General features: G+C 59.8%; 13 protein-coding genes. 4 read left to right on the forward strand and 9 right to left on the reverse strand.

Annotated features, from left to right (window positions below):
• Positions 1 to 247 precede the first annotated feature (247 nt).
• The 5 genes from BFW87_RS05345 to colR form a co-directional block, all read right to left on the reverse strand.
• On the reverse strand, positions 248 to 475 hold the full coding sequence (locus BFW87_RS05345) for a hypothetical protein (RefSeq protein WP_078738915.1): 228 nt from the start codon (positions 473 to 475) through the stop codon (positions 248 to 250).
• A complete protein-coding gene (locus tag BFW87_RS05350) occupies positions 472 to 1,191 on the reverse strand; it encodes a lipopolysaccharide kinase InaA family protein (protein ID WP_078738916.1) in 720 nt (239 codons plus the stop codon). Before BFW87_RS05350 ends, BFW87_RS05345 begins: the two co-directional genes overlap by 4 nt.
• Before the next feature lie 4 nt (positions 1,192 to 1,195).
• On the reverse strand, positions 1,196 to 1,876 hold the full coding sequence (locus BFW87_RS05355; RefSeq protein ID WP_078738917.1) for a class I SAM-dependent methyltransferase: 681 nt from the start codon (positions 1,874 to 1,876) through the stop codon (positions 1,196 to 1,198).
• 188 nt (positions 1,877 to 2,064) lie between these two features.
• The gene (locus BFW87_RS05360; RefSeq protein ID WP_078738918.1) at positions 2,065 to 3,345 is read right to left on the reverse strand and encodes a sensor histidine kinase; all 1,281 of its coding nucleotides are present in this window, start codon (positions 3,343 to 3,345) and stop codon (positions 2,065 to 2,067) included.
• Positions 3,335 to 4,018, reverse strand: coding sequence for a two-component system response regulator ColR (colR, locus tag BFW87_RS05365; RefSeq protein ID WP_003175870.1), 684 nt, complete (start codon positions 4,016 to 4,018; stop codon positions 3,335 to 3,337). The genes BFW87_RS05360 and colR overlap by 11 nt, the downstream gene beginning before the upstream one ends.
• 201 nt (positions 4,019 to 4,219) lie before the next feature.
• Between colR and BFW87_RS05370 the strand changes: the two genes are divergently transcribed.
• The 4 genes from BFW87_RS05370 to BFW87_RS05385 all read left to right on the forward strand — a co-directional run bounded on the left by BFW87_RS05370 (position 4,220) and on the right by BFW87_RS05385 (position 8,844).
• On the forward strand, positions 4,220 to 6,169 hold the full coding sequence (locus BFW87_RS05370) for an LTA synthase family protein (protein WP_078738919.1): 1,950 nt from the start codon (positions 4,220 to 4,222) through the stop codon (positions 6,167 to 6,169).
• A 78-nt stretch (positions 6,170 to 6,247) separates the two neighbouring features.
• Complete coding sequence (locus BFW87_RS05375; RefSeq protein ID WP_078739004.1) at positions 6,248 to 6,946, forward strand: response regulator transcription factor; 699 nt, start codon at positions 6,248 to 6,250, stop codon at positions 6,944 to 6,946.
• Positions 6,936 to 8,234 (forward strand): sensor histidine kinase, encoded by a 1,299-nt coding sequence (locus tag BFW87_RS05380; RefSeq protein WP_078738920.1) that lies wholly within the window; start codon positions 6,936 to 6,938, stop codon positions 8,232 to 8,234. Before BFW87_RS05375 ends, BFW87_RS05380 begins: the two co-directional genes overlap by 11 nt.
• A 232-nt stretch (positions 8,235 to 8,466) precedes the next feature.
• Positions 8,467 to 8,844, forward strand: a complete 378-nt coding sequence (locus BFW87_RS05385) for a hypothetical protein (protein WP_254865852.1) — start codon at positions 8,467 to 8,469, stop codon at positions 8,842 to 8,844.
• A gap of 75 nt (positions 8,845 to 8,919) precedes the next feature.
• Here the strand turns inward: BFW87_RS05385 and groL are convergent, their stop codons facing one another.
• From groL to BFW87_RS05405, 4 genes are all read right to left on the reverse strand, one after another.
• The gene (gene groL, locus BFW87_RS05390; protein WP_078738921.1) at positions 8,920 to 10,566 is read right to left on the reverse strand and encodes a chaperonin GroEL; all 1,647 of its coding nucleotides are present in this window, start codon (positions 10,564 to 10,566) and stop codon (positions 8,920 to 8,922) included.
• A gap of 50 nt (positions 10,567 to 10,616) precedes the next feature.
• A complete protein-coding gene (locus BFW87_RS05395; RefSeq protein WP_003175874.1) occupies positions 10,617 to 10,913 on the reverse strand; it encodes a co-chaperone GroES in 297 nt (98 codons plus the stop codon).
• A gap of 247 nt (positions 10,914 to 11,160) precedes the next feature.
• On the reverse strand, positions 11,161 to 11,637 hold the full coding sequence (locus BFW87_RS05400; RefSeq protein WP_078738922.1) for an FxsA family protein: 477 nt from the start codon (positions 11,635 to 11,637) through the stop codon (positions 11,161 to 11,163).
• An 81-nt stretch (positions 11,638 to 11,718) separates the two neighbouring features.
• Positions 11,719 to 12,435 carry a HugZ family protein gene (locus BFW87_RS05405; protein ID WP_078738923.1) on the reverse strand — a complete coding sequence of 239 codons (717 nt, stop codon included), beginning with the start codon at positions 12,433 to 12,435 and terminating at the stop codon, positions 11,719 to 11,721.
• Positions 12,436 to 12,511 lie beyond the last annotated feature (76 nt).

Consider the following 12,511-nt stretch of genomic DNA (forward strand, 5'->3'; position numbering starts at 1 on the left):
CCAAGGATGGCCCATCGCGGCGGCCCACGGATTCAAGCCGGAGTGAGGGCACACCGAGCCTAAGCGAGGTGCCGAGTGTTGGGGCAAGAGCCTTTTGGTTACTTTTGGGCTCTTTTCAAAAGTGACCCGCCGTAAGGGCGGAACCAATCCAAGCCATCACCCAACCAACGGATATACCCCCCCACCAAAACCAAAGCAAAAAAAAGGGCCTCACATCGCAAGGCCCTTCCCGTTTTTTTGAATCGATTCAACTCTGCGGCCTCATGCCCTGAGACATCCCGAACATGAACAGCAACAACTCATGATCAGGTTTCGCCGCCACACTCACCTTCGCAACGCGTGGCAGCGGGCATTGCCCACCGCCTTGCACTGCATGAAGGACCTGTGTGCGAGGCAGTTCCCAAGCGACCAGAGCCAAGGCTGCAATGCCCAACGCCCCGACCAGGAACAAACCTCGTGCTATTTCTAGCTTCATCTGGTTAAACCCTTGATAGCGCTGCCAAACGCCGTCTCGTAAAAGTAGCTGAGTTTTTTCCAGTCGGTATCGTTGAACGACGAATGGCGGCGCAATTGCAGCATATCGTGGGAGGCCGCCCGATAAGCGGTCAGGCGCTGGCGGCACTTCTCAAAATCCAGCAGCGCCACTTCCACAGTCGCCGAGTCGCCTTCGCCAGTCACCCGTACAAAGACGTGCTTGATGTACAGGCAACCATGCTGCCAACGCCCCTTGTGCATACGCGCCAGGGTCTCAGCCATTTCCTTGAGCAAGCGCTCATGCACCGCTTCGCCAAACCGTTCGCGGCCACCGGCGGCGTACCAGTTTTCGATTTCGTCGAAACCATCGAGCGACGCGGTCACCAGCAAGGCTTTCCACTGATGCTCCGGGTCGCGACGTGCCTCGCAGAACACCATCTCCGGCACACGCACATTCAGCAAACGCAGGCCCTTGAGCGCATCGCGCTCACGCAACACGGTCGGACGCCCAAACGGGTGCAGCCAACTGCGGTAGATATGCCCGGTCTGGCGTTTGCTGTAGAGCAAACGGCCATTTGGACTTGTCACGCGTTGCACACCGCTTTCACCGCCGCGTCGACGGTTAGGCTCCTCGACCCACTCACCCTGCAGACGCCAGAAAAAATCAAATCGTTCTTCGGGAGCTACATGACTGCCTACTACGCACTCAACTGCCATCCTGTTACCTCTTACGCAATACATACACTCGCCACATGGCGTAGAGCGGTATGAAGTCCAGAGATTCCTGAACACGAAAACCGGCCTGCTCGAACTCTGCCTCAACAGTAGCAGCCGGTAACACAAACCGGTTTTGGTAACCTTCCTGCTCACCTTTTTTGCGACGCTTCACTTCGGCGCGCTTGCGTTTCCAGGCCTTGAAATTGCCATCGACCCACAGCGAAATAATCACGCTGTCGCGGCTAACACGCTGAAACTCCCGCAGTATCGCCAGCCTGTTTTCCGGATCGCCAATATGGTGCATCAAGCGCATACAGAAAATACTGTCGACCGAGTTATCTGGCAAATCGATATCAAAGGCAGAGGTGTGCAAGGGGCGTACCCGTTTCACCACGTCTGCGGGTTGAGCGCCTGTAGCGACTTTCAACATCGACTCCGAATTGTCGGCACCGATGATCACACGGTTGGGCTTCTCGGCCAACAACGGCCAGAAACGCCCTGCCCCACAAGGAAGATCCAGCACCAGGCCTGGCTCACCGGCCATAGCCAGTGCACCGCGCGCCAGTTGCTCGTCGCGTTTGTGGGACAACCGGCGAGCCAGATTATCCTGATGCTTGCGCAAATATTTCTGCGCATGCCGGTCGTCGTACTTTTCAGAAAATTCGAGCTTGGTCGGGGTAGACATCAACGGATCTCCAGTAGCTGATGCCTACAACCTTAAGCAGCCAACTGTGATCAACAGGTCAACCCGTTGTGAAAAACTTGTCCTGTCCAATCTCATACATTTCAAGACTTTACAGACACAAGAGATGGCATGGGGCCATCTTCGCCGAATTGCCGCGACCCTTGGCAGGATAGCGGCAAGGCGAACGGTCAGGGCTTGACCTGGCTTAACTCAACATGAAAGCGGCAGCCGTTAGGCTCCATGGTGCTCAAGCTGACGCTCCAGCCCTGGCTTTCACAGATGCGCTGCACCAGCGACAATCCCAGGCCCAGGCCATCACCGCGCTTTTCACTGCCACGTACGAAGGGCTCGAACATCGCTTCGCGTTTGTCTTCCGGAATGCCGACGCCGGAGTCTTCCACCACAAAACCGCTGGGTTCCAGAGTCAGGCGGATAAACCCCTGCTCGGTGTAATGCAGGGCATTGCGCAACAGGTTGCCCATCACCGCGTGCAGGAAGGTGGTGTTGTAGCGCGTATCCAGCGGGTTGCCCGGCTGATAGCTCAATTCCAGGCCTTTTTGCTCAATAGGATCACGCCAGATGCCGAGTAAGTCCTCGGCGACCTGAGTCAGGCTGACCTGCGGCGACATGGCCGAATCGTCGTGCTTGGCGCGCGCCAGCATGAGGAAGGTCTGCACCAGCTCACGCATTTCTTCGCAGGCACGGGCAATGCGCAGCACCTGGTTGCGGCCACGCTGATCGATCGCCGGGTTTTCCAGCAACAGCTCGCACGAGCTGGCCAGCACCATCAGGGGCGTGCGCAATTCATGGCTGACGTCGCTGGTGAACATTTGCTCGCGGGACAACGCCTGGCGCAAACGGCCCAAGGTGGCGTCAAAGGCCACGGCCAACTCGCCGACTTCATCAGCCGCGTAATCCGGCGCCAGGGGCGGGGCCAGGCCAAGCAATTGGTCGCGGTGCCGCACCTGGCGAGCCAGACGCACCACTGGCGCCATCACTTTGCGCGCCAGTACCCAGCCGAGAAACACCGCCAGCGCCAGGCTCAACACGAAGCCAACCAGTACGACCGCAAACAGCACGCGCTCGCGCTCTTCGAAATCGCTCTGGTCTTGCAGCAGCACGTACCGTCGGCCATCCACCACTTCGACCATGGCATGGTACGACAGCGCCTCGCGGAACACCTCATGAAAGCCGGGTTCCAGGTGCCGCAAATCCTTGGGCAGCTCGAAATCCCCGGGGCCGCCGCTGAAATAGAACAGTTGATCCGGCTCGGGTCGGTGGTTCCAGTCCTCGACGCTGTCCATCAGCAGCAAGCGCTGCAAGTCACCGCCCAGGCCCGCCGAGATCAGTTTCTCTTCCACCAGGTGCACGGTCGCGACGATGCCCATGGCGAATGCCCCCGCCACCAACGCACTCATCAAGGCAAACGCGATGATGATCCGTTGGGCAAGGCTTTGCTTAAACTCCATCACGCCCCTCAGCCAGGCGATAACCCACGCCGTGCACCGTTTGCAGCAACGGTTTGGCGAACGGTTTATCGATCACTTGGCGCAGTTGGTGGACGTGGCTGCGCAGGCTGTCGCTGTCCGGGCAGTCATCGCCCCACAAGGCTTCTTCGAGAATTTCCCGGCGCAGCACGTGCGGGCTTTTCTGCATCAACACGGCCAGCAGCTTGAGGCCAACCGGGTTGAGTTTGAGCAGGCGCCCTTCGCGGGTCACTTCGAGGGTGTCGAGGTCGTAGCTCAGGTCGCCGACTTGCAGCGCACGACGCCCGCCGCCTTGGGCACGGCGCAGCACGGCTTCAATGCGCGCAGCCAGCTCCGACAAGGCAAACGGTTTGAGCAGGTAATCATCGGCACCCGACTTAAAGCCCTGCAGCCGGTCATCCAACTGGTCGCGCGCGGTGAGCATGATCACCGGCGTGTCGCGGCGCGCGTCTTCGCGCAGACGTTTGCACAGGGTGTAGCCATCGATGCCCGGAAGCATGATGTCGAGCACGATCAAGTCGTAATGTTCGGTGGCGGCCAGGTGCAGGCCCGACAAACCGTCCTGCGCACAGTCCACGGTGTAGCCTTTTAGCCCCAGGTAATCGGCCAGGTTGGCCAGAATATCGCGGTTGTCTTCAACCAGTAGAATTCGCATGGGCAGTGTCTCCGTACGCGGTAACGGCCGTGTTGGCTCGCGCAGCTTAAGGCCAAGTGGGGCTCAGGGATAGACCTGAGACGGCCGCCTATAAAGGTTTTCAACCAATTGTCAGGCTGAACGAGATTTTCACTATAGCTTCACAAACTGACTACAGTGTCAGGGCGAAGATCGCCGCCCATCGATATAAGGAACATGGACATGGGGTTTCTCAAAACGGCGCCTGCGCGCTATTTGCTGTTGGTGACCGGTGCCTGGCTGGTAATTTTCCTGCTCACGCGCAGTGTGCTGCTCATCACGCACCTGGACGAAGTCGGTGGCAACCTGCTGCCGGTGTTTGGCGTGGGTCTGCTCTACGACTTGGGCTTTTTGGCCTACGCCGCCCTGCCGCTGGGCCTGTACCTCCTGCTCTGCCCGCCCGCCCTGTGGCGCCGCCGGGGCCATCGCTGGTTTTTGCAGGCGGTACTGACCGTCAGCCTGTTCGCCATGCTGTTTACTTCGGTGGCCGAATGGCTGTTCTGGGATGAGTTCGGCGTGCGCTTCAACTTTATCGCCGTCGACTACCTGGTGTATTCCGATGAAGTGCTGAACAACGTGCTGGAGTCTTACCCGATCGGCAAGCTGCTCAGTCTGTTGGCGATGCTCGCGATTGTGTTGAGTGTGGTCCTGCGTAAACCGTTCAACGCTGCGATGAGCGCCCCGCTCCCGCCACTGCGCGGCCGCTTGCTCAATGCCGTCAGCCTCTTGGTAGTCGCCGGCCTCAGCCTGCAACTGATCAGCCAGGACAGCCCGCGAGCCCAAGGCGGTAATGCCTATAAGAACGAGCTGGCAAACAACGGCCCGTATCAGTTTTTTGCCGCGTTCCGTAACAATGAACTGGACTACACCCAGTTTTACCAAAGCCTGCCCGCCGACGTGGTCGCCAAACAACTGCGCGCAGAGCTCAGCGAACCCAACGCACGCTTTATCGGCAAGGACCCGCTGGATATCCGTCGCGCCATCGACAACCCGGGCACGCTTCGCAAACCCAACATCGTGCTGGTGACCATCGAAAGCTTCAGCGCCAAATACATGGGCAGCAACGGCGACGGGCGAGACCTCACGCCCAACCTCGATGCCTTGCGCAAACAAAGCCTGTACTTCAATAATTTCTACGCCACCGGCACCCGCACCGACCGTGGCCTGGAAGCGATCACCCTGGCGATTCCACCCACGCCCGGGCGCTCGATCGTCAAGCGTATCGGCCGTGAAAGCGGTTTCGCCAGCCTCGGTCAACAACTCACCGCCATCGGCTACGACAGCGTGTTCGTCTATGGCGGGCGCGGTTACTTCGACAATATGAACGCGTTTTTCAGCGGCAACGGCTATCGCGTCGTCGACCAGAGCAGCGTGCCTGAAACCGAAATCTCCTTCAAAAACGCCTGGGGCATGGCCGACGAAGACCTGTACCGCCAGACCCTGAAACTGGCCGATGCCGACTACGCCAAGCAGCAGCCGTTTTTGCTGCAACTGATGACCACCTCCAACCATCGCCCCTACACCTACCCGGACGGGCGCATTGATATCAAATCCGGCAATGGCCGCGACGGCGCGGTGAAGTACACCGACCATGCCATTGGCGAGTTCCTTGAGGCGGCGCGTCACAAACCCTGGTTCGACAACACGATCTTTGTGTTCGTCGCCGACCACACCGCCGGCAGCGCGGGCAAGGAAGACCTGCCCATCACCAACTACCAGATCCCGCTGTTCATCTATGCGCCGAAGATGATCGATGCCCGGGAAACCGCGCAGCTGGCCAGTCAGATCGACCTGGCGCCGACCTTGCTCGGCCTGATTAACCTGAGCTACGAATCGACCTTCTTTGGCCGCAACCTCTTGCAAGACAACCCGTTACCACCGCGCGTGGTCGTCGGCAACTACCAGCACCTGGGGTTGTTCGACGGCAAGGACCTGGCAATTCTCAGCCCGCGCCAGGGCCTGCGCCGCCACGACCAGGCACTGGCCGAAAGCCAGGAGTTACGCGTGGGCAGCGATGACCCGTTGATCCTGCGTGCAATCACCTACTACCAGGCCGCCAGCTATGGGTTCAAACAGCAGTTGCTGAGCTGGAAAGCCCCGAAGGAAGCGGCGCCGGTGATTGGCGTACGCTGAAGGTAGGCCCTTGCCCTTGCCTACCCCAGGGCAAGGGCGTAACACTTGCGCCCATTCTCCGGCGACGACGCCCTGTTCATGTCCAATACCCTGCTGCTGATTGAAGATGATCGCCCGCTGGCCGCGCTGACGGCCGAGTTCCTGCGCGCCGAAGGTTTCACCGTTGCGGTGGAGCACCGCGGCGACCGCGCGGCCCAACGCATTCACGACGAACAACCCGCGCTGCTGATTCTGGACGTGATGCTGCCGGGCATCGACGGCTTCACCCTGTGCCGGCAGATTCGCGACAGCTACCCCGGGCTGATCCTGATGATGACTGCGCTGGATGAAAATGCCGAACAACTGACCGGGTTCGACGTCGGGGCGGACGATTACGTGGTCAAGCCCGTCGACCCGCTGCTGTTGCTGGCGCGCATTCGCTCGTTGCTGCGCCGTCACCCGCAAGCGCCACGCGCGTCTTACCAATGGGGCGGGTTTCGGCTGGACCTAAACAGTCATTTCGCCTGGCTCAACGACACGCCTTTGCAGTTCTCGGTGGCCGAGTTCGAGTTGCTCGCGATCTTCGCCCGCCATTGCGGCGTATTGCTGACCCGGGAAAAACTCCTGCAAAGCTTGCGCGGCCTGGAGTACGACGGCCTTAACCGCTCCGTGGATATGCGCGTCTCGCGCCTGCGCAAAAAACTGATGAGCCTGGAATGCCCGGTGACTATCCAGACCATCACGGCCCAGGGCTATCTGTTTGTCGAAATCCCCCAGGGCACCTCGCATGCTGACTAAAGTGCGCCCCTGGATGGCAGCCGTGGCGGGTACAAGCTGGGCCGCCGTGACGTTTTATCTGCTGTGGCTGTGCGCCAACGCGGCGGTGTACATCGGCGACTACAGCTTTTTGCGCTTGATGGCCGGGCCGGCGTACCTGGTGGCCGAAGAGATCAAAGCCCTGCCCGCCGAAAAGCGCGAAGCGCGTATGGATGCGCTGCGTGCACGCTTTCAGTACCCACTGAAGCTGGTGTCGATGGATGACCTCGAACTGCCACCCGAGGCGTTGGTGATGCTCAAGCATCAGCAACCGGCGCAGAACAGTGACGAGGACACCACCTATTTCCCGCTGGACGCCAACACGCTGATCCAGTTCGGGCCAATGTGGGGAACGGCCGCCGCCAAAGACCTGATGCAAATGCCCGTTTACTGGGTGACCGCAGGCGTCGCGAGCCTGCCGCTGGTGATGTTGCTGTGGCTCGGTTCACGTTCACGCCGTCGGCGGCGCACCGAACTGGCCGCGATCAACGCTTGCCTGGCCACGCTGGCACGCTCACCCAATGCCATGCTGCCGGCCATGGGCAAGGAATGGACGCCGCTACTGTTGACTCTGCAACAGCACGCCCAGGACATCAGCGCCATGAACGACCGTCATCGCGAAGTTTCCCAGGCCGTGTCCCACGAACTGCGCACGCCGCTGGCGCGCATGCGGTTCGCCTTGACGCTGCTGGGCAAAAGCGACGACCCGCCCACCCGCACGCGCCTGCAGGAACGCTTGCAAACCGACGTCGAAGAACTCGAAGCTCTGGTGCGCGCCAGCCTGGCGTTTGCTCGCCTGGCCAGCGCGCCCACCGATCTGCAGCATGAGACGATTATCCTGCGTGACTGGCTGCACCAGGAGTTTGCCTTGCTGGACGGGCACCATCGGCAACTTAGCCTGGAGACCGAACCTGCGGACCTCGCACTGATCGGCGACCGTGCCTTGCTGCACCTGATTGTGCGCAACCTGCTGAGCAACGCCATCACCTACGCCCGCGACCAGGTGTGCGTCAGCGCGGCCTACCAGGGCGAGCACCATTTGGTGTTGCATGTGGACGACGACGGCCCCGGCGTACTGGCGGAAAACCGCGAAAAAATCTTCGAGCCCTTTGTGCGGCTTTCCATGGGCGGTGACGAGCCCGGTGGCTTCGGCCTCGGCCTGGCGCTGGCCAAACGCGCGACCCAATGGCATCGCGGCGAACTGTCGGTGACCCGCAGCCCGCTGGGCGGTGCACGCATGAGCCTGATTCTGCCACTGCGGCCTTTGTAGTCTTAAGGCAACGAACAACCCGTGGCGAGCGGGCTTGCCCCGCGCTGGGCTGCGAAGCGGCCCTAAAACCTGACGACGCGAATCATCTGTTGCACCGCGCCGCTTTAATTGGGAGCGCTTCGCACTCCAACGCGGGGCAAGCCCGCTCGCCACAATGTTACAGCCTGTGACAGTGAGGCATTCCCATCTCTCGTAACCTGCGCACCAGAATTTAAGGTTGGAGAGCCCATTCATGCGTACCCCGAAAAAGCCTTTGCCACGGCTGATGTTGTCGCTGTGCATCGCAGCCAGCGCGTTGCTCGCTGGCCAGGCGTGCGCCCTTAACCCGGTGGCGCCTTTGCTGCCCACCCAATGCGGTGACCACCCTGCCATCAAGGTCAACGCCCAGGACTACTACGCCAGCACCTTGAAACGGCTGGGTATCGTGGTGGCCGGCAATTGGGAGCGTCCCAGGCGCGCCTGCTCTGAAAAACTCGCGCACCTGCCTGTCCCTCGCCCACTCAACCAAACTGTTGCACCGCAACCCCTGGCACTTATGCCGGCTGCCGGATTAACCCTGGCGCGCGGCATGACCTTCAAGAAGTTGCTGCGCCGCCGCTCAATCGGCTGAACGTTTGAACCCCCATAAAAAAACCCCGCCTGCATCACTGCAGGCGGGGTTTTTTAAGTGCCGGGTAAGGCTGGCTTACATCATGCCGCCCATGCCACCCATGCCGCCCATGTCTGGCATACCGCCGCCGCCAGCGCCTTCAGCCTTCGGCTTGTCGGCAATGGCTGCTTCGGTGGTCAGGATCAGACCGCCGATGGAAGCTGCGGCTTGCAGCGCGGAACGGGTTACCTTGGTAGGGTCCAGGATGCCCATTTCGATCATGTCGCCGTAGACGCCAGTCGCAGCGTTGTAACCGTAGTTACCTTTGCCGTTCTTGACTTCGTTGACCACAACGCTTGGCTCGTCGCCGGAGTTGGCAGCGATCTGGCGCAGCGGTGCTTCTACTGCGCGACGCAGTACAGCGATACCCACGTTCTGGTCAGCGTTGTCGCCGGTCAGGTTGGTCAGGGCTTCCAGAGCACGGATCAGTGCTACGCCACCGCCAGGTACCACGCCCTCTTCAACGGCTGCGCGGGTTGCGTGCAGGGCGTCTTCAACGCGGGCTTTCTTCTCTTTCATTTCAACTTCGGAACCAGCGCCAACCTTGATCACTGCAACGCCGCCGGACAGCTTGGCCAGACGCTCTTGCAGTTTTTCACGGTCGTAGTCGGACGAAGTTTCAGCAACCTGGGCACGGATCTGGGTGATGCGCGCCTGGATGTCAGCTTCTACGCCAGCACCGTCAACGATGATGGTGTTTTCTTTGGAGATGGTCACGCGCTTGGCACTGCCCAGGTTTTCCAGGGTAGCGCTTTCCAGGCTCAGGCCGATCTCTTCGGAGATAACGGTACCGCCGGTCAGAACAGCGATGTCCTGCAGCATGGCCTTGCGACGGTCGCCGAAGCCTGGAGCCTTGACGGCTGCGACTTTAACGATGCCACGCATGTTGTTCACAACCAGCGTCGCCAGAGCTTCGCCTTCAACGTCTTCGGAAACGATCAGCAGTGGGCGGCCGGCTTTGGCAACGGCTTCCAGTACTGGCAGCATTTCGCGGATGTTGGAGATCTTTTTGTCGACCAGCAGGATCAGCGGGCTGTCCAGCTCGGCAACCATGGTTTCCGGCTTGTTGACGAAGTACGGGGACAGGTAGCCACGGTCGAACTGCATGCCTTCTACAACCGACAGTTCGTTTTCCAGGCCAGTGCCTTCTTCAACGGTGATCACGCCTTCTTTACCGACTTTTTCCATGGCTTCGGCAATGATGTCGCCGATGGAGCTGTCGGAGTTGGCGGAGATGGTGCCTACCTGAGCGATTGCCTTGGTGTCAGCGCATGGTTTGGACAGGTTTTTCAGCTCGGCAACAATGGCGATGGTCGCCTTGTCGATGCCGCGCTTGAGGTCCATCGGGTTCATGCCGGCAGCGACGGCTTTGTAGCCTTCGTTGACGATGGCTTGAGCCAGAACAGTAGCGGTGGTGGTGCCGTCGCCTGCGTCATCGTTGGCACGGGAGGCAACGTCTTTGACCAGCTGCGCGCCCATGTTTTCGAAACGGTCTTCCAGTTCGATTTCTTTGGCGACGGAAACGCCGTCCTTGGTGATGGTCGGAGCGCCGAAGCTCTTCTCGATGATCACGTTACGGCCTTTAGGGCCCAGGGTCGCTTTTACTGCGTCAGCCAGGATGTTGACACCGGTGAGCATTTTCTTGCGGGCGGAATCGCCGAATTTAACTTCTTTAGCAGCCATGATCGATAATCCTTAAATACTTTGGAGTAACGGGAAAATGAGCGGGGAAATCAGTCTTCCAGAACGGCGAGAATCTCGTTCTCAGCCATAACCAGCAGGTCTTCGCCATCAACTTTCACAGTGTTGCTGCCGGAGTAAGGGCCGAATACAACCTTGTCACCGACTTTAACGGCCAGCGCACGCACATCACCGTTTTCCAGAGTCTTGCCTGGGCCTGCAGCGACGATCACACCGTGGTTGGCTTTTTCAGCAGCCGAACCTGGCAGAACGATACCGCCAGCGGTTTTCTTTTCTTCTTCGCTGCGACGGATTACGACGCGGTCGTGCAGAGGACGAAGCTTGCTCATTGTCGATCTCTCCTAATTGTGTTTTTCATCGGCCGGTATCGGTACCGGCGGGTTGTCTTCCGGCTGTGCCGGTCGCGGCTCGCAGAGCAAGTCGCGGAAGTCTGTCTGGTGTCGCCACCAGAAACCTTGCGGTGACCGTTACATAAGGGCGCATAAGCTTATTACAAGGGGCCATGGCGGAAATTTTTTGTGTCTGCCAACGGCTGAAAAAGGCACGGCACCCTGAGGTGCCGTGCCATTGAAGCGGTTATTTGCTGTCGCGGTGCTCGAACTCGCCTTCGATCACATCACCTTCACGCCCCAGCGGCTGGCGCGGAGCCGGGCCGCCACGGGGTTGCAGGTCGTCGGCGAACGCACGCTGACGAATCGCAGCCTCTTCGGCGCGCTGGCGCATCTTGCCGGCCAGCAGCTTGCGGGTCACCGGCAGCAACATGATCAGGCCGACCACGTCGCTGATAAAGCCCGGCAGGATCAACAGACCACCGGCCAGGGCCATCATCAGGCCTTCCAGCATGGTCTGAGCCGGCAGCTCACCGCGATTCAGGCTTTCACGGGCACGCAGCGCCGTGGCCAGACCGGCGACGCGCAGCACCAGAACGCCAAGCATCGAGCCGAGAATGATCAGCAACAGGGCCGGGAAAAACCCGATCGCGCTGCTGACTTGTACGAATACGAACAGCTCCAACACCGGGAATAGCAGAAAGAGCAATAAAAAAGGGCGCATCAAATGGTTCCTCAACGCAAGAATGCCTTGCCAGTCCACCTTAGATGACGTCGCCATTTCGTGAATTCAAGCGTTGGCGGGTTATTTTTTCGGCCAGACCTCGGCGTGAGCCAATGAAACCAGGGCTTCGCGCACTTGTGTCGGATTGTTGCAAGGCTCTGCAAACGGCAACCAATATAAGGATTGGCCTATACGCAAGTGCATGCCTTCGCTGTCGATACCGGCCAGCTGCGCAGGCTCGGTGGTCGGCAAACCGCTGAGTTCGACGTAATGGGCGATGGCCTTGGTGTGATCGCTGTTCATGTGTTCGATCATGCTGCGCTCGGCCTTGCCCGCGAATGGGTTGGCGAGGGTCAGTTGGTCAACCCAGTGAATCGCGCCGAAGCCGCCGATATAGCGGTGACGTACCGGCTTGAGCACCCAGAAATCAAAATCGTGGGCCTTGTGATAATTGGCCGAGTCCGGGAAGTAACGGTAATAACGCTCGGCTGCTGTTTCAATGGCAGCTTCATCTTCGATTTTCTCGGCTTCGGCCAGGTAAGTCAGGCGCCCCACCGCTTGCACGTCATCGGCCTCACGCTCACCCACCAGCAGCGAGCACTTGGGGTCTTTTTGCAGGTTATGGGTGTGCTGGGCGATGCGGCTGATCAGGATGATCGGCTTGCCCTGCGCGTCCAGGCAGTACGGCACGACCGAGCCAAAGGGAAAGCCGGGCATGGCTTTGGACAGTGTGGAGAGGGCCCCACGGTATTCCTTGAGCAACAGCTCTCGGGCGTTCTTGGCAACGTGCGCGCTCAACGTATGACTCCTCGGATATCGGGCCGCCCAAACCATATGGGAATGGATCTCAACACAAGGTAATCAATATCCGCGC

This window comes from Pseudomonas fluorescens, assembly GCF_002022275.1.
GTDB classification, from domain to species: domain Bacteria; phylum Pseudomonadota; class Gammaproteobacteria; order Pseudomonadales; family Pseudomonadaceae; genus Aquipseudomonas; species Aquipseudomonas fluorescens_AJ.

Bases quoted from the DNA above. Each gene is read 5' to 3' on its own strand.
- BFW87_RS05345 (WP_078738915.1), bottom strand. From the start codon at position 475: ATGAAGCTAGAAATAGCACGAGGTTTGTTCCTGGTCGGGGCGTTGGGC.
- BFW87_RS05350 (WP_078738916.1), bottom strand. From the start codon at position 1,191: ATGGCAGTTGAGTGCGTAGTAGGCAGTCATGTAGCTCCCGAAGAACGA.
- BFW87_RS05355 (WP_078738917.1), bottom strand. From the start codon at position 1,876: ATGTCTACCCCGACCAAGCTCGAATTTTCTGAAAAGTACGACGACCGG.
- BFW87_RS05360 (WP_078738918.1), bottom strand. From the start codon at position 3,345: ATGGAGTTTAAGCAAAGCCTTGCCCAACGGATCATCATCGCGTTTGCC.
- colR (WP_003175870.1), bottom strand. From the start codon at position 4,018: ATGCGAATTCTACTGGTTGAAGACAACCGCGATATTCTGGCCAACCTG.
- BFW87_RS05370 (WP_078738919.1), top strand. From the start codon at position 4,220: ATGGGGTTTCTCAAAACGGCGCCTGCGCGCTATTTGCTGTTGGTGACC.
- BFW87_RS05375 (WP_078739004.1), top strand. From the start codon at position 6,248: ATGTCCAATACCCTGCTGCTGATTGAAGATGATCGCCCGCTGGCCGCG.
- BFW87_RS05380 (WP_078738920.1), top strand. From the start codon at position 6,936: ATGCTGACTAAAGTGCGCCCCTGGATGGCAGCCGTGGCGGGTACAAGC.
- BFW87_RS05385 (WP_254865852.1), top strand. From the start codon at position 8,467: ATGCGTACCCCGAAAAAGCCTTTGCCACGGCTGATGTTGTCGCTGTGC.
- groL (WP_078738921.1), bottom strand. From the start codon at position 10,566: ATGGCTGCTAAAGAAGTTAAATTCGGCGATTCCGCCCGCAAGAAAATG.
- BFW87_RS05395 (WP_003175874.1), bottom strand. From the start codon at position 10,913: ATGAGCAAGCTTCGTCCTCTGCACGACCGCGTCGTAATCCGTCGCAGC.
- BFW87_RS05400 (WP_078738922.1), bottom strand. From the start codon at position 11,637: ATGCGCCCTTTTTTATTGCTCTTTCTGCTATTCCCGGTGTTGGAGCTG.